General features: G+C 55.7%; 23 protein-coding genes and 1 pseudogene. 14 read left to right on the top strand and 10 right to left on the bottom strand.

Features of this window, described 5'->3' with window-relative positions:
• Positions 1-66: 66 nt before the first annotated feature.
• Entirely contained in the window at positions 67-570 is a 504-nt protein-coding gene (gene coaD / locus AC6IZD_RS00190) for a pantetheine-phosphate adenylyltransferase (protein ID WP_497785635.1), read from the bottom strand.
• 286 nt (positions 571-856) lie between these two features.
• On the opposite strand from coaD, the gene AC6IZD_RS00185 reads away from it, so the two are divergent.
• On the top strand, positions 857-1,057 hold the full coding sequence (locus tag AC6IZD_RS00185) for a cold-shock protein (RefSeq protein ID WP_497785633.1): 201 nt from the start codon (positions 857-859) through the stop codon (positions 1,055-1,057).
• A gap of 72 nt (positions 1,058-1,129) precedes the next feature.
• Here the strand turns inward: AC6IZD_RS00185 and AC6IZD_RS00180 are convergent, their stop codons facing one another.
• Positions 1,130-1,534 (bottom strand): hypothetical protein, encoded by a 405-nt coding sequence (locus AC6IZD_RS00180; RefSeq protein ID WP_497785631.1) that lies wholly within the window; start codon positions 1,532-1,534, stop codon positions 1,130-1,132.
• Between the two features lie 422 nt (positions 1,535-1,956).
• Between AC6IZD_RS00180 and AC6IZD_RS00175 the strand changes: the two genes are divergently transcribed.
• The 4 genes from AC6IZD_RS00175 to AC6IZD_RS00160 all read left to right on the top strand — a co-directional run bounded on the left by AC6IZD_RS00175 (position 1,957) and on the right by AC6IZD_RS00160 (position 4,271).
• The gene (locus AC6IZD_RS00175; protein ID WP_497785629.1) at positions 1,957-2,091 is read left to right on the top strand and encodes a hypothetical protein; all 135 of its coding nucleotides are present in this window, start codon (positions 1,957-1,959) and stop codon (positions 2,089-2,091) included.
• 36 nt (positions 2,092-2,127) lie between these two features.
• Positions 2,128-2,349, top strand: coding sequence for a hypothetical protein (locus tag AC6IZD_RS00170; protein ID WP_497785627.1), 222 nt, complete (start codon positions 2,128-2,130; stop codon positions 2,347-2,349).
• A gap of 313 nt (positions 2,350-2,662) precedes the next feature.
• Complete coding sequence (locus AC6IZD_RS00165) at positions 2,663-3,739, top strand: AI-2E family transporter (RefSeq protein ID WP_497785625.1); 1,077 nt, start codon at positions 2,663-2,665, stop codon at positions 3,737-3,739.
• Positions 3,740-3,917: 178 nt separating this feature from the next.
• Positions 3,918-4,271 carry an STAS domain-containing protein gene (locus tag AC6IZD_RS00160; RefSeq protein ID WP_497785624.1) on the top strand — a complete coding sequence of 118 codons (354 nt, stop codon included), beginning with the start codon at positions 3,918-3,920 and terminating at the stop codon, positions 4,269-4,271.
• Positions 4,272-4,350: 79 nt separating this feature from the next.
• On the opposite strand, the gene AC6IZD_RS00155 is transcribed toward AC6IZD_RS00160, so the two are convergent.
• The 3 genes from AC6IZD_RS00155 to AC6IZD_RS00145 form a co-directional block, all read right to left on the bottom strand.
• Entirely contained in the window at positions 4,351-6,129 is a 1,779-nt protein-coding gene (locus tag AC6IZD_RS00155) for a sensor domain-containing diguanylate cyclase (protein ID WP_497785623.1), read from the bottom strand.
• Positions 6,130-6,322: 193 nt separating this feature from the next.
• The gene (gene recA, locus AC6IZD_RS00150; RefSeq protein WP_497785621.1) at positions 6,323-7,399 is read right to left on the bottom strand and encodes a recombinase RecA; all 1,077 of its coding nucleotides are present in this window, start codon (positions 7,397-7,399) and stop codon (positions 6,323-6,325) included.
• A gap of 245 nt (positions 7,400-7,644) precedes the next feature.
• Positions 7,645-9,219, bottom strand: coding sequence for an FAD-dependent thymidylate synthase (locus AC6IZD_RS00145; RefSeq protein WP_497785620.1), 1,575 nt, complete (start codon positions 9,217-9,219; stop codon positions 7,645-7,647).
• Positions 9,220-9,539: 320 nt separating this feature from the next.
• Here AC6IZD_RS00145 and AC6IZD_RS00140 point away from each other — a divergent pair, with 320 nt between their 5' ends.
• Positions 9,540-10,361 carry a YqjF family protein gene (locus AC6IZD_RS00140; protein ID WP_497785618.1) on the top strand — a complete coding sequence of 274 codons (822 nt, stop codon included), beginning with the start codon at positions 9,540-9,542 and terminating at the stop codon, positions 10,359-10,361.
• A 55-nt stretch (positions 10,362-10,416) separates the two neighbouring features.
• Here the strand turns inward: AC6IZD_RS00140 and AC6IZD_RS00135 are convergent, their stop codons facing one another.
• The gene (locus AC6IZD_RS00135; protein ID WP_497785617.1) at positions 10,417-10,764 is read right to left on the bottom strand and encodes a DUF4118 domain-containing protein; all 348 of its coding nucleotides are present in this window, start codon (positions 10,762-10,764) and stop codon (positions 10,417-10,419) included.
• 243 nt (positions 10,765-11,007) lie between these two features.
• Here AC6IZD_RS00135 and AC6IZD_RS00130 point away from each other — a divergent pair, with 243 nt between their 5' ends.
• Genes AC6IZD_RS00130 through AC6IZD_RS00120 form a run of 3 tightly spaced genes read left to right on the top strand, consistent with a single transcriptional unit; the run spans position 11,008 to position 13,680 of the window.
• Complete coding sequence (locus tag AC6IZD_RS00130) at positions 11,008-12,225, top strand: cation:proton antiporter (protein WP_497785615.1); 1,218 nt, start codon at positions 11,008-11,010, stop codon at positions 12,223-12,225.
• A gap of 44 nt (positions 12,226-12,269) precedes the next feature.
• Positions 12,270-13,016: a 3-oxoacyl-[acyl-carrier-protein] reductase gene (gene fabG, locus AC6IZD_RS00125; protein ID WP_497785613.1), complete on the top strand. Its 747-nt coding sequence runs from the start codon at positions 12,270-12,272 to the stop codon at positions 13,014-13,016.
• 7 nt (positions 13,017-13,023) lie between these two features.
• Positions 13,024-13,680, top strand: a complete 657-nt coding sequence (locus AC6IZD_RS00120) for a DUF2238 domain-containing protein (RefSeq protein WP_497785612.1) — start codon at positions 13,024-13,026, stop codon at positions 13,678-13,680.
• A gap of 174 nt (positions 13,681-13,854) precedes the next feature.
• Here AC6IZD_RS00120 and AC6IZD_RS00115 read toward each other — a convergent pair whose 3' ends face one another.
• Together AC6IZD_RS00115 and AC6IZD_RS00110 are read right to left on the bottom strand one after the other, a co-directional pair.
• On the bottom strand, positions 13,855-14,331 hold the full coding sequence (locus AC6IZD_RS00115; protein ID WP_497785610.1) for a hypothetical protein: 477 nt from the start codon (positions 14,329-14,331) through the stop codon (positions 13,855-13,857).
• 33 nt (positions 14,332-14,364) lie between these two features.
• Positions 14,365-14,763, bottom strand: coding sequence for a hypothetical protein (locus tag AC6IZD_RS00110; protein ID WP_497785609.1), 399 nt, complete (start codon positions 14,761-14,763; stop codon positions 14,365-14,367).
• Positions 14,764-14,982: 219 nt separating this feature from the next.
• On the opposite strand from AC6IZD_RS00110, the gene AC6IZD_RS00105 reads away from it, so the two are divergent.
• The 5 genes and pseudogenes from AC6IZD_RS00105 (at position 14,983) to AC6IZD_RS00085 (ending at position 18,796) form a co-directional block, all read left to right on the top strand.
• Positions 14,983-16,866: a M2 family metallopeptidase gene (locus AC6IZD_RS00105; RefSeq protein WP_497785607.1), complete on the top strand. Its 1,884-nt coding sequence runs from the start codon at positions 14,983-14,985 to the stop codon at positions 16,864-16,866.
• A gap of 183 nt (positions 16,867-17,049) precedes the next feature.
• A complete protein-coding gene (locus AC6IZD_RS00100; RefSeq protein ID WP_497785605.1) occupies positions 17,050-17,400 on the top strand; it encodes a hypothetical protein in 351 nt (116 codons plus the stop codon).
• Positions 17,391-17,600, top strand: a pseudogene (locus tag AC6IZD_RS00095) (hypothetical protein); the annotation flags it as partial. The gene AC6IZD_RS00100 and the pseudogene AC6IZD_RS00095, both read left to right, overlap by 10 nt.
• Before the next feature lie 39 nt (positions 17,601-17,639).
• Positions 17,640-18,053, top strand: coding sequence for a hypothetical protein (locus tag AC6IZD_RS00090; RefSeq protein WP_497785604.1), 414 nt, complete (start codon positions 17,640-17,642; stop codon positions 18,051-18,053).
• A 74-nt stretch (positions 18,054-18,127) separates the two neighbouring features.
• Positions 18,128-18,796 (top strand): thiamine phosphate synthase, encoded by a 669-nt coding sequence (locus AC6IZD_RS00085; protein WP_497785602.1) that lies wholly within the window; start codon positions 18,128-18,130, stop codon positions 18,794-18,796.
• A 290-nt stretch (positions 18,797-19,086) separates the two neighbouring features.
• Here AC6IZD_RS00085 and AC6IZD_RS00080 read toward each other — a convergent pair whose 3' ends face one another.
• Positions 19,087-19,434, bottom strand: coding sequence for a phage holin family protein (locus tag AC6IZD_RS00080; protein WP_497785600.1), 348 nt, complete (start codon positions 19,432-19,434; stop codon positions 19,087-19,089).
• Positions 19,431-20,384 (bottom strand): UTP--glucose-1-phosphate uridylyltransferase GalU, encoded by a 954-nt coding sequence (gene galU / locus AC6IZD_RS00075; RefSeq protein WP_497785598.1) that lies wholly within the window; start codon positions 20,382-20,384, stop codon positions 19,431-19,433. Before galU ends, AC6IZD_RS00080 begins: the two co-directional genes overlap by 4 nt.
• Positions 20,385-20,462: the final 78 nt, after the last annotated feature.

Raw genomic sequence — 20,462 nt, 5'->3', positions numbered from 1 at the left:
TAGGATTCCTTTCGCGTTACGGATTTGGATTGATGCTTCGGGCGTGTTCTCCGGAGCAGAGGAAATTTACTTGGAAGCCTGCACTGGCCGCTTCATGCGCTCGCGCAAGCGTGCCTCCACCGAGGGAGGAACAAGGCCTGCGAGCGTGCCGCCCAGCGAGGCAATTTCGCGTACCAGCCGAGAGCTCAGGTAGGAATAAGCTTCGGCGGGCATCATAAACACTGTCTCCAGGCTGGCGTCGAGCTTGCGATTCATCCAGGCCATCTGGAGTTCGTACTCGTAATCGCTGACGGCGCGGATGCCGCGGAGAACCGCCTGAGCATTGCGCTCACGTGCGTAATCTACGAGTAGACCTTCGAAAGATTCGGTGCGGACGTTTGGCAGACTACCCGTGCACTCGCGCAACATCTCAAGTCTCTCGTCAACAGTGAAGAGAGGAGTCTTTTCGGAGTTCCGCAAAATCGCGACCACGAGCTCGTCGAAGATCTTTGCTCCACGCTGGATCAGGTCGAGATGGCCGTTCGTCGGTGGGTCGAACGATCCGGGGTAGATGGCAATAACTCGCTTCAATGTTCCTCGGCGCAGCGCCAAAAATTATGCCTTGATTTTATGCTGCGAAAGATACGCGAAGCAACTTGGGGCCGGTTTTTTGTCCTGAGCGAAACTACGAGAAATCGGGGCTTGCGAGGCAAGTGACGGAAGTGTGATACACTCATTTTGATTTGAAGTAACACTCAAAGAGTATCTGGCAAGTTTCGAATAGCGATTTTGAGCCGGTCCCGCCGAACAACGTACGCGTTACCCACTCCTAGTAGCACCGATCTTCGCACCAGAAATTCAGAAAAGGTAAAACACAGTGGAACAAGGTACAGTGAAGTGGTTTAACGACGCAAAGGGATTTGGTTTCATCAGCCGCCAGAATGGCGAAGACGTTTTCGTGCACTTTTCGGCTATTCAGTCGAATGGTTTCCGGAGCCTTCAAGAAGGTCAGGCTGTTCAGTTCAATGTGACTAAGGGTCCCAAGGGCTGGCAGGCAGAAAACGTACAGGTTCTGTAGAAACGAGTTCTGTAAATGAAAAGGGCACGGGGCGCAGGCTCCGTGCTCTTTTCATTTTGGCTGAAAGGTTAATTACTCGCGTGATGCCGCACGCTGCTCTGCTTCCGCATTGGTAATGCTCGCGCCAAAACTGCTTTGCGGTTGTGTACGGATGGCGGGCTGCTGTTCGGCTTTCGGCTTCTCCTCGGATGGTTCGGGGGTAGTCCGCATGGACCTGGGCAGGTCCGAAGCCTCGAAGGTTATTCCGTCGGCGATCATTCCCGAGGCGGCTGTCACCAACTTGTTTCTCTTGGTCGTTAGCGTGTCAAGCGCACGCTGCTTTGCCTGATCGGAATCGAAGGTTTCGAACTTCTCGAGATGTGCAATTTTGCGGTCGCAGAGATCAATTTCCTGATGAACATCACGTAAGTCGAATCGGGTAAGCGGGCGGTTTTGCTTCGCCGTTTTCTGCGCGGCAGTACTGGTCTTTTTTGGCATAAATCTCTCTCAGACAGTTGTGGATACCAGAACCGTCTGTTGGGGTGCAGTGCTAATCACGGGCAGGCTTCACTGGCCTGAGTCATTGAAGTTTTCAGCGAGTTTTTAGCGAGGATGAGTTTCAGGTGATCCGACAGATTTTGGGTAACCCGAAAGCTTAAAGGCAGGACCGCACCTGTTTCGAGGTTATTGGAACGCCTCTTACAAGTCAACTTGCCTTGATTGGCTGTCATGGGAGTACCCTCGGTATTCTCCGGCGAGACCACGGTGCTAGACTAATAGTTTAGATACAAGATCGAGTCGTTGAGTTCACCTGCCCCTCCGCCCAGTTTCCTCACGCAATCTCTTCCCGATCAGAGCCAGAGCAGCGAGACTCCTCATGCGATTTGGCATCTCTTCATAGGTACGGGTAAGGAGTCTCAATGTCCGGACTATCCGGCGATAAGTCCAGGTTCAATCGCTTGCGTCAGCAAAAGGTCGCGCGCCGAAAGGCGAACATCGAAGGCATGCAGTTAACCGCAACATCAGCAACAACGAGTCAGCCAGCAACGAAGTAGGGCTAACTTGGCACCATTGGCCACCTGTGGCCACACATGAGACGCAATACAATGGAGGCTTTATTGTCACCACGACCACGCGCAACATTCACAAAACTGCAGAAGGAAAGAGCACGTCAGGAAAAGCAGCGGGCGAAGGCCGAACGCAAGCAGCAACGAAAAGCCGAAAATGAAGCGGCGGGACCCCGTTCAGACCAAGAAGATCTGGCAACTAATGAGGAATACTTCCCCGATCAAGAAAACTCCCCCCAAGCTTAGCCAGTTCTCTCCAAACGAGACCCGGTGATGGAACACCGCGCCCCGCAAAGGAACTCGATACGATTCGACGGAAGGTGTGAGTGATGCCAGCGTACAAGGCCGAACAAGCATGCCATCCGCGGATTGTTTATCGAGTTTTCCGACCGGGACGATCGGCGCAGCGCTAAATGACCGCAGGTAAAAGAGAGTGCTGCCGAGACTCTGAGCAGGTTGGGGGGCATCAGACCTGAGACAGGTCACTTGAGGTCGAAGCAAGGATGCAGAGTTCGATGCTTGGCTCTACAATTGGGCGACTTCCGGGACCGACCAATTTATGAGCCTTTTTGATAAGAACACTCTGCGAATTCTGTTCACGGTGCTGGCCACCGTCGCGCTGCTCAGCTTGGTGTGGCTGGCGAGAAAGCCCGTTCTGGCATTTCTTTTCGCCATGCTGTTTGCCTATTTGCTTGAGCCGCTGATCGCGGTCGTGCAGCGCTGGACGCGATGCAATCGGGGTGTCGCGATCGGCGTGACGTATGTCGCTATTTTTGCCGGGTTGCTGGTTCTCGGACTCGTCGTTGGACCGAGGATAGCCGAAGAAGGTCGCCACCTGATGGCGAACGCTCCGGACCTTTACACAAAAGTTGCAAACGGCAGTATTGCCTTCCAAGTAGGCAAGGCGCGGGGTTGGAGCGAGGACACACAGGCGCGCGCGCAGCAGTTTCTTGTGGGACATCGGCAGGACGTGCTCACACACCTTAGCGAGCAGAGCAAGAAACTGACCGAGGTTGCAAGCAACGCTTTATGGATTGTGCTGATCCCGATTCTGGCGATTTTCTTTTTGAAAGATAAAAGCGAGTTCGGTCGAAGTATCGAGGGGCTTTTGGAAAACCAGAGAAGCCGGGAGATGCTGCGGGATGTTCTTGGCAATTTGGACGAAATGCTTTCGCATTTCGTGCGCGCACAGCTCTATTTGGCGGCGATTTCCTGCGTCGTGTACATGACCGTGCTGACGATTATGCGTGTGCCGTATTCGTGGGCACTAGGCGCATTCGGCGGTCTTCTGGAGTTCATTCCCTTCGTAGGACCGCTGGTGGCCGGAGCCTTGATTCTGGCGGTGAGCTTTGGACTGAACTATGGCCACCTGCTGATCGTACTCGCCTTTCTGCTGGTCTGGCGGGGATTGCAGGACTACCTGATTTCGCCTCGCGTGCTGGGCGGCAGGGTGGAAGTGCATCCATTGGCGGCGATCTTCGGCGTTCTGGCGGGAGGCGAGGTGGCAGGTGTGGCGGGAATCTATTTCGCTGTGCCCATAATGGCGGCCGCCAGAATTCTGTGGCAGAGCTATCGAAAACACCACGTGAACCTGACGACACAGCCGACGGTGATAGAACGCGTGAGGAAGCTCTAAATACCTGCTTATCTGAGACTTACTCGACGCCAGGCCAGATTCGGAATTACGAAGAGGCTATTGCGGTTTGCGGAAGCGTTCTGTTACGAAAATCTTTACGTCCAATTGACACCTTTGTAACTAGGATTTTCTAGGATCAGAGCCGTATAGAAGTACGGAGATTGGCGAAGGAACGCTTATGGACTTGATCTTGGAAGCTCGAACGGGACGCGAGCAGGTGGCAATCCTATGTCGCGGCAAGCTGGTGGGTGGCAAAGAGGCAGATGCGTTTCGCAGCAGCACGATGTTGCTCCTGAACGGGTTTGACAACGTAACCGTCGACCTCGCAGGCGTACGAACGGTAGATGGAGGCGGATTGGGAAGCATCGCGTCCGTCTTTGCGTATGCCATGGAAAAGGGTCGGCACGTGCGGATCGTTAACGCCAGCAAGTTGGTGGAGCAAGCACTGAAACTGACCCAACTCGATCGCTTCCTGGACAACAACGGGCCGAGGCCAGATATGCCTCGGGTGAGACGACAAGTGGCGGCCTAAAGTACAGGAATCTTTGCTGAGGTCCTGAACACGTGCGGGCGTGGCGTGGTCATTCATACCAGATCGTCTGTGATCGAGATCAGCTTGCATCCTCGACAGAAGATTCGGTAAGCGTGTCGCTGCAGGTAACCCGATTTCTGCCATCCTGCTTCGACTTGTACAGAGCACGATCCGCTGCTTGAATCAGCGGTTCGGGAGTGGCACCGTCAGCGGGAAAGACGGAAACTCCCATTGAGAGCGTTACTTCTCTCAAGAGCTTCCCTTCGAGAATCACCTTGAGATTGGAAACCGCCAACCGAACGCGGTCAGCAATCTTGATGGCACCGTCCATGCCGCAGTCGGGCAGCACGGCTAGAAATTCTTCTCCACCGTAACGACAAATGATGTCGGTCGATCTGAAAGTGGACCTCAATGCACTGGCCACGTCGCTGAGAACAGCATCCCCGGCACTGTGTCCGTAGGTGTCGTTGAACTGCTTGAAGTGATCGATGTCCATTGCGACGACAGCGACGCAAGAATTGGTTCGCTGCGCCCGGGCCAACTCTCGCGCGAAAGTGTCGTCGAGATAGCGGCGGTTGAACAGATTAGTCAAAGGGTCACAGGTGGCCTGATGGCGCAGTGCTTCTTTCAATCGGAGATTCGCAACGGTAAGGCCGAGCACTTCGGCAACTTCGTAGGCGAGCTTAGGAACCGTGCCAGCACTGGCAAACTTCAGGTGAAGCAATCCAACGGTTTCACCCTGTGCCAACAACGGAATGCATGCAGTGTGATCAGGTGGGCGAGTGATGTGGTCGCAAACCACACCGGCTTCCAACTCAGTGATCTCGTGCATATGGCCAAGACGAAGGGACCAACATTCTGACGGAGCGAATGGCCCATCTGGGGACGAGTGTTCGCCCCACCCTGCGGCATAGGTCAGAAGGTTCTTTGAGGGATTGAGTAGGTAAAGATTGCCGGAGGAGTGAGGCACGCAACGGGGGCCGAACTGCGAGATCAAGGTCTGAGTATCGGAGGTGTTCTGCGCTGCATGCAGCAGTTCCCTGAATTTGCTAATGATTGCTTCCTGTTGTATTCGAGACTCGAGTTGCTCGGCCATTCTGTTGAACGAACTGGCCCATGCTCCGAGTTCCCTGTGATCGCTCACACTGACGCGGCGGGACAGATCACCGTTGGCGATTGCCTCCGCTGAACTGCTCAATTCCGAAATGTTATCACTCACTCGGAAAGCAAAAAACAGAGCGCCTAAACCGGCCACCACAACAATCCCGAAGATCACAGATAAAAACAGAATTCCAAGGCGCTCAGAACTGACACGGCTGACCTGCTCTCGCTGCCTGAGAAGTTGCGTTTCAACCGAAATGAACTGATCTAAGGTCTCGTGCAGCTTCTCCATATCATGACTACTCGCGAGAACCGCGCTTGTATGGGCCTGATGCCGTTTCCCATTAGGCGGATTCGACATGGCAAAACTCGCTATGTACTCGCGATACCGTTCAAACGATTGTTGAATGTCATTCAGCCGTTGTTCCTGTTGCGGATTGTCTGACACGAGCGCTGAAAGAGAACCAATGGCCGAGTTGAACCTCTCGGCGCCGACGTAGAACTGCTTGAGAAACGCAGGATCTTGAGTCAGCACATATCCACGGGCGCCACTCTGCAATTCGGCAGCTTGCCGCCCAGTTTCCTGCGCGGTGGAGATTACTTCTCTCGTGTGAAGCACCCAAGCCGTTCGAAGTTCAGCATGATGCCAAGCCGAAAGCAATCCCACGATGCTGCACACAGTCATCAGGATCATGACTGCGGCCGCAAGCGCTGCTTCCGCTTTCAGGGTCAACCGCTTTTGAATTCTAAGAAACAATGGACAGCCTATGAACATAAACTCGCGATTCAGACCTGAATTGGAAAGCTGGACTATAGAGGTGTCCTTTTATCGGCAGAGTGGGAGATGTTCTTCAGGCTTTGTTAGTAGCTGGGTTCGCTAGGCAGGGAAAAGCATGCTGCAAAAACAGGGACGGCGTGATCCGCCCCTGTCTGCTGAGAAGATCTGATTGCTACTTCTTCGGCATTGCAGCCTTGGCAGCGGCTACTTCTTTAGGAGCTGCGGGAGCCGGGTCGGCAGGAGCTTCGGCGGTCGCACGGTCGAGGCCAAGGGCTTTACGCACGGCTTGCTCGATCCTGGCCGCGATGTCCTTGTTCTCCTTCAGGAAGTTCTTGGCGTTCTCACGACCCTGGCCGATGCGTTCACCTTCGTAGCTGTACCAGGCGCCGGATTTTTCGACGATGTTGCGATCCACAGCGATATCGAGCATGTCGCCTTCCTTGCTGATGCCTTCGCCGTACATGATGTCGAACTCGGCTTCGCGGAAGGGAGCAGCGGTCTTGTTCTTGACGATCTTGACCTTGGTGCGCGAACCGACGACCTGATCGCCATCCTTGATGGCGGCAATGCGGCGGATATCGATACGTACCGAGGAGTAGAACTTGAGCGCGCGTCCGCCAGTGGTGGTCTCGGGATTGCCGAACATGACACCGATCTTCTCGCGGATCTGGTTGATGAAGATGAGGCAAGTGCGTGACTTGCTGACCGTGCCAGTGAGTTTGCGCAGGGCCTGTGACATGAGGCGCGCCTGCAGACCGACGTGGCTGTCACCCATTTCGCCATCGAGTTCGGCCTTGGGGACGAGGGCGGCTACGGAGTCGACGACCAAGACGTCGATTGCGCCGGAGCGGACGAGAGCTTCCGTGATTTCAAGAGCCTGCTCGCCGTAGTCGGGCTGGGAGACGAGGAGGTTATCGACATCAACTCCAAGGCGCTTGGCGTAGGCCGGGTCGAGGGCGTGTTCGGCATCGACAAAGGCAGCCATGCCGCCAGCCTTTTGGGCTTCGGCGATGATCTGGAGCGTAATGGTGGTTTTGCCCGAAGATTCAGGGCCATAGATCTCAACCACGCGGCCACGGGGAACTCCGCCGACACCGAGGGCAGAGTCAAACGAGATCGCCCCGGTGGAGATCACCGACATCGGAGTGATGGGCCCCTTGTTTCCCAGGCGCATGATAGAGCCCTTGCCAAACTGCTTTTCAATCTGAGAGAGCGCAAGATCAATTGCGCGGGACCGATCTTCGGCCATGAAACACTCCTTGCCTGCCGCCTACGAGGGCGCGTGGCTGAAAGTTTTGTCAGGTGCGGAAGCTACCACCCACCCGGAGCCGCCAGACTGCGTATTACAGCGGCTTACGCACTGCGTTCCCATCATAAATGGCGACTGAGGGTGAGCATAGCACGGGCAAGCACGAAGGTGAATAAAAGGTGAAAGGTTGAGCAAAATATGCCCGGAAATATTGCTTTTGGCAATTTCCGGGCGCGCGCGAATGCCTATCGTTGCAGCAGATCGATGGGCTTGTGGATGTCTGTGACGCGGAAGTGGCGCGCAAGCAAGGGATAGCGCTCGGCGACCTTCTCGTACATCTCGTAGGCGACCTTGCGATAACTCCAGTGGCCCCCCGGACCGGTGCGCAGTTCGCTAATGTAAACGACCTCGGCCAGATCCATCTTGAACAGAGTGCGCTTGCGATAGGCGAGCGGAATGAGGTAGTGCGTGGGCTCGGCGGATTCGCTACGTGAGGTGAGCGAGGCGGCGAGCTGTGCTCCACCGTGTGCGACATGCTGCATAGCATCGGCGTAGAGCTGAGAGTGACCAGCCTCCTGGATTTCACGCGGGGTCTCGAATCCGTGCGCAAAGCCGTATGGCTGATGGATTTGCACGCAGCGGCGGTGGCGGTGCAGGTCGCGGTAGGCTCCGATGTCCATGAGAATGTCGAAGCGGAATTTCTGTCCGGAGCAGTACGCGCGGAGCAGTTCGTCGTGGGCTCCGCGATGGCGCAGGCCGAGATCAACGATTTCATCGCGCTGAGCGGCACTGAGGGCAGACACGGCTTCACGAAGCTGTCGGTAGGAGTAATCCGAGTGCTCGTACAGAAGCGTGGTCGCCAGCTCGATCTCAAGCGGATCATCATCGAGCAGATCGACTTCGGAAGCAGGGGCGATGGAAGCCCCGCGCATAAGTTCGGCAGCGGCTTGTGCAAATTCCTTGCGGGTAGAGATTTCGTAGGCGCAGGGCTCGGCGTATTTTACGAGCGTGGGGCAGACCTTGGTTTCACGCAGAAGTTCGGTGCGAAGTTGCTCGGCGAGAGCGGGATCTTTGGCGGCGACCTGATCGATGAGAGCGCGGCGCCTTTCGGTGTTGACGTCCCATGCGGACCCTCGGGCGGCTTGCTTCATGAGCTCGCCGAGGTTGCGGACTTCGTCGTATGGGCTGCCGAGAAGGCGCGAGACTTGAGTCTCCAACGTGCGGGCGTTCACGATCTGTCCGAGCGAAGTGTTGGTTGCGAGCGGGAGCAGGTAGCGCGAGATGTCGAAGGCGCGGGCACGAAGTGTGCGCTCGTAGGCTTCCTGCGGCATGTCGGCGGGCTTGGGAGTTTTAGATTTGAGGTACTCGAAATTTAGCTCGCTGAACTTGCGATACTCGGCGAAGAGGAACTCGATGGTCTCTTCATAGAGCCGCGTGTCGGCTGGGTCGGTGAAGCGAGGCGTGTAGTGTCCGCTCTTCTTGAAGTCCTGATAGCGAGTGGAGCGCTCCTGACCGTCCCAGCGAGTTTCATCAACCACGAATGTCGCAGCGAGGATTGAGAGTCGCTCGATTGCCATCGCGATGTGCGCGAGGTCGGCGATAGAGCGGTGGCCGTACTGGAAATAGAAGGTACCGAGGAACTTCTCCGCCTTCTCGTCATTGAGCTCTGTCAGCGACTGCTTGATGGAAAGCGACGAGCGCGAATATTTGGCCATGGCGTAGGCCTGGACCTCCGGGGCCGCGCCGTGAATGCAATAAACCTGCGTTTCGGCAGAAGAGGGCTGGGGAGCAGAAGGAGTTGCGGAAGCCGGTTCGGTCATGGGTTCGATTGTGCAGGAAAACGGGGCGGATTGTCAGCAGAGATTCAGAAGGAAGATGGAGGAGATGCGAGGTGCTTGCTCTCCCAGGTTAGCGCCGCAAAAAGCGCGGCACGAACCTGGGGCACCCGGCAGCCTGCCAAACCAAGAAGAACGGAAAGTCAACTACCCCGCCCTAAGCTCAAGAACGAGTTTAGGACGGGGCACCTGAGAGCTCAGCAGAAATTGTGTTTGGGGCGGAGTCTTCCAACGCAAAGGCAGCTATGATGAATTCACGTGCCGAGCTACCCGGATGGGGGTAGGCTCTTGGACTTGGGGCAGAGATGGTGGAACCGGAAGTAGAGACGAGATTCATAACGGCTGGAAGCTTACTGTACGAAGTTGAGCACCGTCCGTGGATGCCTCCGGATGCGCCGTGGCTACTGTCGCAAAACTGGAACGATCTGCTGCTGGCGCACTTCCCTGTTCATCCGCCTATGCTTCGCGAATTGGTGCCGTACGATCTCACCCTTGATCTCTATGACAGGGTGGCGTGGGTTTCACTCGCGGCATTCTGTTCGAGTCACGTTAGGCCGAGCGGAATCCCTCCGTTGCCGGGATTGTCATTCTTTCCGCAACTCATCCTGCGCACGTACGTCACTTTCCAGAACAAGCCGGGACTGTACTACTTCAGCGTGGATGCGGCGAATCTGTCGGCTGTCTGGTTCGCGCGGATGTTCTTCCGAATGCAATATTGGCATTCATCGATAAAGGTGAGCGGAGCAACGATCCAGGCAAGGAAAGCTCAAAGAAAAGAGATCCAGTTCCAATCGAAGAGATTGCATGGACCACAGCTGAACGATGGACGTGCAGAATTTGAAGTGCGGTATTGGCCGGAAGGCGATGCGAGACGTGCAGCGAGAGGAAGTCTGGATGAGTTTCTAACGGAGCGGTACTGCGTGTATTCGTGGAACCGGCGAAAGATCTATCGAATCGAAGTGCATCACCAACCGTGGATGATGCAGCAGGCCAGTGTTGAAGTTCGTGCTAACTCAGTGGCTGCGCCAGTGGGCTTGAATCTGGGAATGGCGCCGGAGCTCTGCCATTTTTCACGCTCGCTGAAGACGCTGATTTGGGCTCCGGAGAGCATTCGAATTTCGCGATAAAGAACAACCTGCCGAGCATCCCCCGCGAGTTCGCCACACTCACAACAAACAACAACTACAAGTGGTGTCCGTCGGTTCTCGACGGAAATAAAAGATATGAAGCCGAGATTGAGAGCAGGATCATCCAGGCTAGGGTGCCGCGCTCCGCTTCGTTATCGACATGGACTGAGTGCAATGGGGAGAAAAGAAGCTGCGAAAAGATAATGGCAGCCAACAAAGATCCCACCACGCTCACCATGGCTCCAAAGCGGCTTGCGATAAGTATTAGTACGGCAGTGAACACGAAAGGAGCGATCATTCTCCAAGGAGTTCGCGAAAAAACTAAGGCGAGCACAATGGCGCAGGCCGCGCTGACAACGATGCCTAAACTGGATTGCAGTGTGTGTAACAGTTTTATCTTCATGGTCATTTGCGAGGCAGGGTGATTTATCGGACTTCGCTAACATCGCATGAATCCAGAGCAGAGTGTTAAGGAATTCGAGAGTAGAAGTCGTCGCAATTCCGCAGCTTGCGATTTCTATGTCCAACGAGTGCTGCACCAGGAATCGTGCGGCAGCCTTGGAATTTGCTCGCTGGATTAGCCTGCCTTAGCGCAAAATAATCGTAGTTCCATTTAGTGCTGTTCGCCACCTAGGATGACCGCAAGATGCCCCACGGAACAGATTCGCTGCTATTGCAGATGTTCACGATCTTTGTGTGGGCAAAGGTCTTTGGTGAGCTGTTCGAGCGAATCCACCTTCCAGCAGTGCTGGGGGAGATTCTGGCGGGTGTAGTTCTAGGACCTTATGCCACTCGCTTCATAATTCCAGGAGACACAATCAATTCGATCGCCGAGATCGGCGCTGTGTTCCTGCTGTTCACCGTGGGATTGGAGACTTCTCCTACCGATCTGATCCGCGTTGGACGACTCAGCATGAGAGTGGCGGTAGCGGGAATCATACTGCCGTTCGCGATGGGATTCTTCTTCCTCAAGTTCAATCACGAACCTACGCACGAAGCAGTATTCGTAGCAGCAGCAATGGTGGCCACCAGCGTCGGCATCACAGCCCGCGTGCTGCGTGACATGAACGTGCATAAGTCGCACGGAGCACAGGTGATCCTGGGTGCGGCTGTGTTCGACGACATCCTGGGAATGCTTTTGCTGGGCGTGCTGGTCAGCACAGTGAGCACGGGTGGAATTCAGTATTTGCATCTTGGGCTGGTGACGGTAGAAGCCGTCGGGTTCGCGTGGTTCATGATCTACGTCGCGCCACGCGTAGTAGATCGACTGCGGCCAGGTATTCAGCAGATGCAGACGCAGGATGCTCCGCTGGTGCTGGCGTTGGCATTGTGTCTTGGGCTCTCGGTGGCAGCAACGCGGATCGGAATGGCTGCAATCATCGGCGCATTCTTCGCCGGACTAGCGTTCGCAGATTATTCGCCGCGCTGGAACCTGGAACCACGCTCACAAGCAATCAATCAGTTCCTCTCTCCTTTCTTCTTCTTCACAATGGGATCGCGGCTGGACCTTTCGGTGTTCTCGCGCTCGGTGGTAATGCTGGCACTTGCGCTGTCCGCTCTGGCAGTAATTTCGAAGATTGTTGGCTGCGGACTACCGATGTTTCGCGAAGGCTGGCGAAGCATGCTGCAGGTGGGAGTGGGCATGACACCTCGCGGAGAAGTAGCGCTGATCGTGGCTCTCATCGGATTGCAGATGAATATGATTTCGCAGCGCGCCTATGCGCTGGTGATCGTCATGACCGCAGTGACCACCGTGCTTCCTGTTCCCTTCCTGCGAGCGCTGTTCATGCCCGACAGCAAAGCACGAGGCGTTTCCGGCGGCGAAGAAGCCGAGGAAGTGCAGATCTCCGGCCAACTCGGGTAGGCTGGTCAGCTATAATCCGCTAAGTTCTTATTCTGAGGTGATCTATGGAGTCCTTGCAGGGACACGTGGCGCTCGTGACCGGAGCGTCGCAGGGAATCGGACGCGCCTGCGCCGTGACACTCGCCAAAGCCGGAGCGACCGTCGCACTGGCGGCACGCAATGAAGAGAAACTGAAGGAAGTACAAGCAGAGATTGAGAATGCGGGCGGAAAAGCCGCAGCGTTCAAACTCGATGTGTCTTCTGGCGACGCGATTAAGGCCACGGTGAAAGAGATCACCGGAGAGCTTGGGAAGATCGACATTCTCGTGAACAATGCCGGGATTACGCGTGACGGATTGCTGATGCGCATGAAGCGCGCAGACTGGGACGACGTGCTGGCGACGAATCTGAGTGCGCCGTTTCTGCTGACGCAAGCGGTGATCGGCGGAATGCTGAAACAGCACTGGGGACGCATCGTCAACATCACCTCGGTCGTGGGCGAGATGGGCGGGCCGGGACAGGCGAACTATGCTTCGTCGAAGGCAGGGTTGATCGGGCTGACAATGTCGGTCGCGCGTGAAGTTGCATCGCGAAACATCACCGTGAATGGGGTGGCTCCGGGATACATTGCAACGGCGATGACCGACGCGCTGACAGATGAGCAGAAGGCCGGTATCACCGCGCAGATTCCGCTGGGACGCCAGGGAACGGATATGGATGTGGCGAACGCAGTTCTGTTCCTCGCAAGCGAAGAAGCAGGTTATATTACCGGTCACGTGCTGGATGTGAACGGCGGTATGTTGATGCGGTAAGGACACTATGGACGAGATCGGAAGCAGTTGGCGGTACGAACTGGTACTTCTTGCCGTGTTTTCAGGGACGCTGATTGCGTCGGCAGTTCATGCCTATGATCCGTTCACGTGGTTCCTCGAGGTTCTACCCGCACTGATTGGGGTGGCCGTGCTCGCGGCCACTCGTTTTCGTTTTCGGTTTACTCGCCTGGTTTACACACTGATTCTGATTCACTCGATCATCCTGATGGTGGGCGGACACTATACGTATGCTCGCGTGCCGGCGGGCGAATGGGTGAGCCAGGCATTTCATCTAGGGCGCAATCACTACGACAGGTTGGGGCACTTTGCGCAAGGATTCGTGCCAGCGATGATTGCGCGCGAGGTGTTCATCAGGCGAGGGATCGTGAAGCGGGGGTGGGCGGCGTTTCTGGCCATTGCCGTGTGTATGTGCATCAGCGCGTGCTATGAGCTTTTTGAGTATGGGACCGCCGTAGTGACCGGCACGGCGGCGGATGCGTTCCTCGGTGGGCAGGGCGATCCCTGGGACACACAGAACGATATGCTGATGTGTCTGATTGGGAGTTCGATGGCAATGCTGGTGATGCGAGGGTGGCAGGACAGGGCAATGGCGAAGATGGAAGCAGTGTCTGAAAGTGCTCGTGCGATACATTCACACATGTAGACGCCAGGGGTGGATACCCGAAAATAATTGAGCGGAGTAGGGGTCCTTCGCTGCCGCTCAGAATGACAGCTGAAACCCAAGAACAAACCCAAATACAAATACAACTGCAACTACCCCACCCTAAACTCGACCAGCATGAGTTTAGGATGGGGCACCCTCGACTGTGTCCTCTGATTAAGCGGCGGGGGTGATGCGGGGCTGGTCGGTTTCGCGAAGGTCGGCTTCGCGTTGGACGTGGTCGAGTTTCTTGCACTCTTTTTCGATCTGCTTTATCTCCAGCTCTTCCTGGATCACTTTGGCTGAGACGCGGTCTTTCTTTGCTTCGAGCTTAGTTTGCGCGAAGAGTCCCATGTAGAGGTTCGCGACATAGGGCAGCGAGAAGAAAGCAATCAGGTATCCGCGCCAGTCGGCGAAGACAAGATGGAAGCGAGTGACGACGAGGAAGAAGATCGTTACGTAGTGACTAAAGCAGTATTCGCAGGTGAACAGGTAGAAGAATTTTCGACCGAGGATGGTGCGATCCTCGTGACTGCGGCGGGTCGCATATTCCCGAAACTCACGAAAGACTTCCTCATGCGTTACGGTCCAAGAGACACACGCAACGGGCAGAGCTATTAGCAGAAGGTAAACAACTTGGGATCCCAGGCTCACAGGGTTTTGGATGCGGCGAGCAGAGGCGGTGACCTATCCAGCCCAGTGCATGTAAGCAATGGCCACGAGGCATACGAACAAAGCTACCAGCAGTAGAGTCGGGAAAAATGAAGATTCCGGCTGAATGGCTGGAGGCATTTCGAATTGCTCGCTGTATGAAAGCGATGGAGGCGCCTGCATCGGGAACTCATGCACGATTGGCGCTGGGCGGGGTTCCGCGTTCTGTTCGCCACGAACCTGCCGGGTTTCTGCCTGACGGGCCTTGGCTTCGAGCATGGCCTGGCGCATGAGGTCGAGTGGAGTAGCTTTAGGCTGAGTAGTTGGCTTGGTAGGAGTGCCTCTGGTCTTAACGCGCAAGAAGTGCGAGAAGATCAGAATGGCCATGATGATGAGGAGTTGAATTAATGCCGGATTGAATGCCTTTTCGTTCATAGCCGCCGCCACTTGTCCCGTAAGTGTACGAGGAAACTCGCCGGGCATCCAGTCCCGAATGAATTCAGGGCGGAGAACATTTACAATGGGCACCTTTAGAGCGGTTCCCGAGAACTGTGTCCTTTCTAAATTGTGCCCTGCCGATGCTCCCTGTTGTCGCAACGGCCAGTGGCTTAAAACCTCGGATCAAGTATCTCGAAATCGCTGCAGGGAGGAACCATGCTTGGTGCCATCAAAAATCTAATTGCCATTGCCACGCTAGCTGCAGGCGCGAGCACATTCATCGCAGCGCAAAACGCGCCGCAGGCGGGAACGACTCCGCGGGAGGCGACGATGCAACAGGCGGCAAAGCCCACGGTGGCCGATGCCGAAAAGTTCATGGCTGAAACCGAAGCAAAGCTGAACGAGCTGAATGTGAGGCTCGCTCGCGCGCAGTGGGTTCAGGCCACGTTCATTACGGACGATACGGAATCAATCGCAGCCGACTACAACGAGCGATTGATCGCCGAAATGACTCGGCTGGCAACAGACGTGAAACGATTTGACGGCCTGGATTTGCCTCCGGTGCTGGCAAGAAAGTTCATGCTGCTGAAGCTGCAGTTGTTCTCGCTTTCCGACGCCAAAGAGCGCGAGGAGTACACGCAGCTCGCAAGCGGACTGGAAGGCGATTACGGCAAGGGAAAATACTGTCCGAAGGCGGGCAAGAACGCTGGAAAGTGCCTGGCCATTGGCGAGATCGAAAAGATACTGGCGACATCGCGCGATCCCGAGGAAATGAAAGACGTGTGGGTGGGTTGGCACGCGATTGGCGCTCCGATGCGCACGCGCTATGCGCGTTATGTAGATCTGCAGAACAAGGGCGCGCGCGAATTGGGATTCAAGGATATGGGCGCGCAGTGGCGTAGCAACTACGACATGACGCCGGAGCAGTTTTCGGCAGAGACGGAGCGGCTGTGGAACCAGGTGAAGCCGCTGTACGAATCGCTGCACACCTACGTTCGCAACCAGTTGGTGAAGAAGTACGGCCCGCAGGCGGCAGACGCAAATGGCATGATCAGGGCCGATCTGCTGGGGAATCCGTGGGCACAGGAGTGGGGAAACATTTATCCGGTGGTCGCTCCGACGAACAGCAAGGGCGCGGGCTTTGACTTGACCGAGCTGCTGAAGGAAAAAAAGCTCGATGAGCTCGGAATGGTGCGCTACGGCGAAGGCTTCTTCAAGTCGCTGGGCTTTGCGCCGCTGCCGGAAACCTTCTGGGAGCGTTCGCAGTTCATCAAGCCGAGAGACCGCGACGTTGTGTGCCATGCGAGCGCGTGGGACATCGACAACAAGGACGATCTGCGGTTGAAGATGTGCATTCTGATTCGCGATGAAGATTTCGTCACGGTGCATCACGAGTTGGGACACAACTTCTATCAGCGGGCATACAAGAATCAGCCGTTCATGTTTGTGGGCGGCGCGAACGACGGTTTCCACGAAGCGATTGGCGACACGATCGCGCTGTCGATTACGCCGGAATATCTGAAGCAGGTTGGATTGCTCGACAAGGTTCCGCAGAGCGATGATACGGCACTGCTGCTGCGACAGGCGCTGGACAAAGTGGCGTTTCTGCCGTTTGGATTGCTGATTGACCAGTGGCGTTGGAAGGTTTTCGATGGCGAGATTAAGCCAGCGGACTACAACACGGCTTGGTGGAATCTGCGGGCGAAGTATCAGGGAGTGGTGCCTCCGGTGGCGAGGACTGAAGCGGATTTCGATCCGGGTGCGAAGTATCATGTGCCGGCAAACGTGCCGTACACGCGATATTTTCTGGCACGGATATTGCAGTTCCAGTTCTATCGCGCGATGTGCCACGAGGCTGGGCAGACCGGGCCGCTGTATCGCTGCTCGTTCTATGGCAACAAGGCGGCAGGTGCGAAGCTGAACGCGATGCTGGAGTTGGGCATGAGCAAGCCGTGGCCTGAAGCTCTGAAGACACTCACGGGCGAAGATCGCATGGATGCCGGAGCGATGATGGAATACTTCGCTCCGCTGAAGAAGTGGTTGGATGAGCAGAACGCAAAGGCAGGAACCAAGGTGGGCTGGACGGTTCCGGCGAAGTAAGTTTTGTTATGAGTGGTGAAGAAAGGCTGCCTCCTAGGAGGTGGCCTTTTCTCAATATAGGTGATTACAGCAGTGAAGAATCCGTCTGCTGCTTTTCCGGTTCCGAAATAGCTCTGATTCTTGCAACAAGACAGAGCAATGGGTAGGATTGCGAGCACATCGAGTGCTGTCTGCGAGAATCAGATGAGACTCTCAAAAGAGATGTGTCCGCTACCTTTGCCAAACTTAGCCACGATGTTCTTTATACGCACACTGATCGTAGTAATCATGTTTGTGGGACATGTTCCTGCAACGGCCCAAAGCGTAGGCTGCAAAGCAACCGTCCACATAACACCGTATATACAAAGCGACTCGGGATTGACTCCCGTCCCGATTGCTGACATCCAGGCTCGGGTAAATGGACACTCAGCAAATGTAATATCACTGAGTCGCGAGAAAGATCCATTGCACGCGATCCTTGTGCTGGACACGAGCGATAGCGTGCAGGTCCAAAAGGGAATGGGCGATCAGGAGCTGAGTGGCAAATCGAATTAAACATCGCTCGGGAGATCATTTCGGCTGCCAAACCAGGCAGCCGTCTCGGCTTGCTCGCATTTTCCAGTGCAGACCAACGGATGGTCGCGCTAACTGACGACCGTGAAACACTCTTGAAGGCCCTCAACGAGCTGGATGGTCATCTTCATAACGCACGCGCCACTTTCCGGGGAACTCCGCTGTGGGACGCTGTTGATCGCGGCAATTTGATGCTGCAGTCAGCGAATACTCAGAATGCATTGATTGTTCTCAGTGATGGAGGAAATACATGGAGCAGAGTTAACAAGAACCTCCTGCCGCAAAAGCTTGTTGAGAGAGGGGTGCGACTCTTCGCCTTCGTGTTGGTGCCTGCTTCGTCGCGAACAGAGGAGGAATTGCGAGGAGCGCAAGAACTCCGATCCTTGGCCGAAAACAGTGGTGGATATGCGGCGGAGTTGGACATCCGAAAGCTACTTGACGAAAAGCCCGTTGAGGCTGATAAGACCCTCAGGAAGGCTATTAACGATATTCTGAGGCTCGTGGGTAATTCATATGAGGTCAGTTTTCAGATGGAATCTAGCCGAGGTCCGAAGAAGCTCTCCTTCGGGACAACGACCGGCAAAGTCCGGATGATTTACCCTCACCTAGTTCCACCATGTCCGTATCCGGAGTGATTCGCGTACACAAACAGTTCATAAACGTATCACGAGTTGTACACCCAACAATTTCCCTGCGTTAGAGTTCCCTTGTGCTGACTTACTACATTACGGATCGGAAGCAGTTGGCTGGAAGCGACGGCGAGCAGCGAGCGGAGTTGTTGCGCGTGATTGGCAGGGCTGCGGCGGCGAGGGTGGACTACATTCAGCTTCGCGAGAAGGATTTGTCGGGGCGCGAGCTGGAGAGGCTGGCGGCGGAGGCGCTCAGGGTGGTTCGCGGTGAAGGTTCGACGAGGTTGCTGATCAATTATCGGACGGATGTGGCGCTGGCCGTCGGGGCGGATGGGGTACATCTGACAGGCGGTGATTTGGCGGCGTCGGAAGTGAGGGCGGTGGCGGCGAAGGCGGGGCGTTCGTTGATTGTGGCGTGCTCGTGTCATTCGGCGGCAGAGGTGAGGATGGCGGAGTCGCATGGAGCAGATTTCGCGGTGCTGGCGCCGGTGTTTGAGAAGGTGAATGTCACGAAGCAAGGGATTGGGCTCGAGGAGTTGCGACGGGCTACGCGGAAGGGTGACACGCCGGATTTGCGTGTGGAGGCGGGGGACAATCGCGTGGTCATTCCGGTGTTTGCGCTTGGTGGTGTCGATGTGGAGCGCGCTCGCCTGTGTGCAGAGGCCGGGGCGCGGGGCGCGGCGGGGATTCGGTTGTTTCAAGGAAGTGGGGATTTGAAGGGATTGGTACAGAGGCTGAGGGAGTCGTAGAAGAGGTTTGCGAGGTGGTGGTGACTTGGAGCGGGGTAGGAGATTGTAGGGGTCCTTCGCTGCGCTCAGGATGACACTTCAAGACCAAGATCAAAACCAAGACCAAAACCAACACCAAGACCAAGGCCAAGAGCAAGAGCGAAGACAAAGATCAAGATCAGATCAAGATCCAAACCAAGAGCAAGGGCAGAGCAACAGCAAGAACAAAGCAACGGCAGGAGCAAGGTCAACTACTCCACCCTAAACTCGAGAGGCGCGGAGTTTAAGATGGGGCGACCTGAATGCTTGTGTTAATTGCCGGATGGGGTGAGCCAGCGGGTGATCATGCTGAGAACTGACAACAGAAGGGCTCCCCAAAATGCTGGGATGAAGCCGTGGACGATGAATCCCGGGACGAAGTAGGAAGCAAACATCAGCATGAGCGCGTTGATGACCAGCAGGAACAGGCCCAGGCTCAGGATGGAGAGCGGGAACGTAACGATCTTGAGGATCACACCGACGGTGGCGTTCACGAGTCCGATGACAACGGCGGCGATGAGTGCCGAGCGGAGGCCATCGACCTCGAAGCCCGGCACAAGGCGTGAAACTACCAGCAACAGTACGGCACTAATAATCCAACGGACGAGCAACTGGATCATACGGTCTTTCGTGCCTTCTCGCGGACGTTAGTCTTGAGTTCCATGGACAAGGGCCCCTGTGACGCCTTTTCCATGTCGAGCGACTGCAAATACTCCTTGAACGCCGGTCCGAGTTCCTCGTGCTGAAGAGCATACTCGACAGTGGCCTTGAGGAATCCGAGCTTGTCTCCAGCATCGTGGCGCTTGCCTTCGAAGACAAAGCCGTAGATTTTCTCGTGACGCAGCAGTTTCTTCATCGCATCGGTGAGTTGAAGCTCGCCACCAGCGCCGGGAGTGATGGTTTCGATCATTTCGAAAATGCGTGGGGTGAGCACGTAACGTCCAATGATGGCGAGGTTCGAGGGCGCATCGTCGAAGCTGGGCTTCTCGACCATGTCGGCGATTTCGAAGAGGCGGCCATTGAATCCATCCACGGGCTTGGCATCGAGAACACCATAGGCGGAGATGGCCTTGCCATCCACGACTTGCGTGGCGATTACCGAAGCGTGCTTTTCTTCAAAGACGTCGATGAGTTGCTTGAGGCAAGGGTTCTCAGGCGAGTCCACGAGATCGTCGGGCAGAATGACGCCGAAGGGTTCGTCGCCGACAAGGCGCTTCGCCATCAGAACGGCGTGGCCTAGTCCGAGCGGCTCTTTCTGACGCACAGTGCTGACGTGAGCCATGCGGGCGACTTGCTTGGCAGTTTCGAGCAGCGAGGACTTCTTGCGCTGTGCCAGCGAATACTCGAGCTCGAAGCTGACGTCGAAATGGTCCTCCATGAGGACCTTGCCGCGGCCGGTGACAAGAATGATTTCATCGCATCCGGAGGCGATGGCCTCTTCGACACCGTACTGAATGATTGGCTTATCAACTACCGGCAACATCTCTTTAGGCATCACCTTAGTGGCCGGAAGAAAACGGGTGCCCATGCCTGCGGCGGGGAAAACGGCTTTGCGGACTTTCATATCCATCGTTGTGTACTCGGAGAAGTTAGATTCCAAAACCGGGAGGTGTGCTGCGGCCTTGGGGACTAATTTCGATCACGATTG

It is taken from the genome of Koromonas humicola (genome assembly GCF_059726255.1).
Note: the sequence above shows the minus strand (reverse complement) of the source record. Positions and strands in the feature narration are given on the sequence as shown.

What these genes read in the sequence shown, in the direction of transcription:
- AC6IZD_RS00180 (WP_497785631.1), bottom strand. Translation starts at nt 1,534, where the DNA reads ATGCCAAAAAAGACCAGTACTGCCGCGCAGAAAACGGCGAAGCAAAAC.
- AC6IZD_RS00175 (WP_497785629.1), top strand. Translation starts at nt 1,957, where the DNA reads ATGTCCGGACTATCCGGCGATAAGTCCAGGTTCAATCGCTTGCGTCAG.
- AC6IZD_RS00170 (WP_497785627.1), top strand. Translation starts at nt 2,128, where the DNA reads ATGAGACGCAATACAATGGAGGCTTTATTGTCACCACGACCACGCGCA.
- AC6IZD_RS00165 (WP_497785625.1), top strand. Translation starts at nt 2,663, where the DNA reads ATGAGCCTTTTTGATAAGAACACTCTGCGAATTCTGTTCACGGTGCTG.
- AC6IZD_RS00160 (WP_497785624.1), top strand. Translation starts at nt 3,918, where the DNA reads ATGGACTTGATCTTGGAAGCTCGAACGGGACGCGAGCAGGTGGCAATC.
- recA (WP_497785621.1), bottom strand. Translation starts at nt 7,399, where the DNA reads ATGGCCGAAGATCGGTCCCGCGCAATTGATCTTGCGCTCTCTCAGATT.
- AC6IZD_RS00145 (WP_497785620.1), bottom strand. Translation starts at nt 9,219, where the DNA reads ATGACCGAACCGGCTTCCGCAACTCCTTCTGCTCCCCAGCCCTCTTCT.
- AC6IZD_RS00140 (WP_497785618.1), top strand. Translation starts at nt 9,540, where the DNA reads ATGGTGGAACCGGAAGTAGAGACGAGATTCATAACGGCTGGAAGCTTA.
- AC6IZD_RS00135 (WP_497785617.1), bottom strand. Translation starts at nt 10,764, where the DNA reads ATGAAGATAAAACTGTTACACACACTGCAATCCAGTTTAGGCATCGTT.
- AC6IZD_RS00130 (WP_497785615.1), top strand. Translation starts at nt 11,008, where the DNA reads ATGCCCCACGGAACAGATTCGCTGCTATTGCAGATGTTCACGATCTTT.
- fabG (WP_497785613.1), top strand. Translation starts at nt 12,270, where the DNA reads ATGGAGTCCTTGCAGGGACACGTGGCGCTCGTGACCGGAGCGTCGCAG.
- AC6IZD_RS00120 (WP_497785612.1), top strand. Translation starts at nt 13,024, where the DNA reads ATGGACGAGATCGGAAGCAGTTGGCGGTACGAACTGGTACTTCTTGCC.
- AC6IZD_RS00110 (WP_497785609.1), bottom strand. Translation starts at nt 14,763, where the DNA reads ATGAACGAAAAGGCATTCAATCCGGCATTAATTCAACTCCTCATCATC.
- AC6IZD_RS00105 (WP_497785607.1), top strand. Translation starts at nt 14,983, where the DNA reads ATGCTTGGTGCCATCAAAAATCTAATTGCCATTGCCACGCTAGCTGCA.
- AC6IZD_RS00100 (WP_497785605.1), top strand. Translation starts at nt 17,050, where the DNA reads ATGAGACTCTCAAAAGAGATGTGTCCGCTACCTTTGCCAAACTTAGCC.
- AC6IZD_RS00080 (WP_497785600.1), bottom strand. Translation starts at nt 19,434, where the DNA reads ATGATCCAGTTGCTCGTCCGTTGGATTATTAGTGCCGTACTGTTGCTG.
- galU (WP_497785598.1), bottom strand. Translation starts at nt 20,384, where the DNA reads ATGGATATGAAAGTCCGCAAAGCCGTTTTCCCCGCCGCAGGCATGGGC.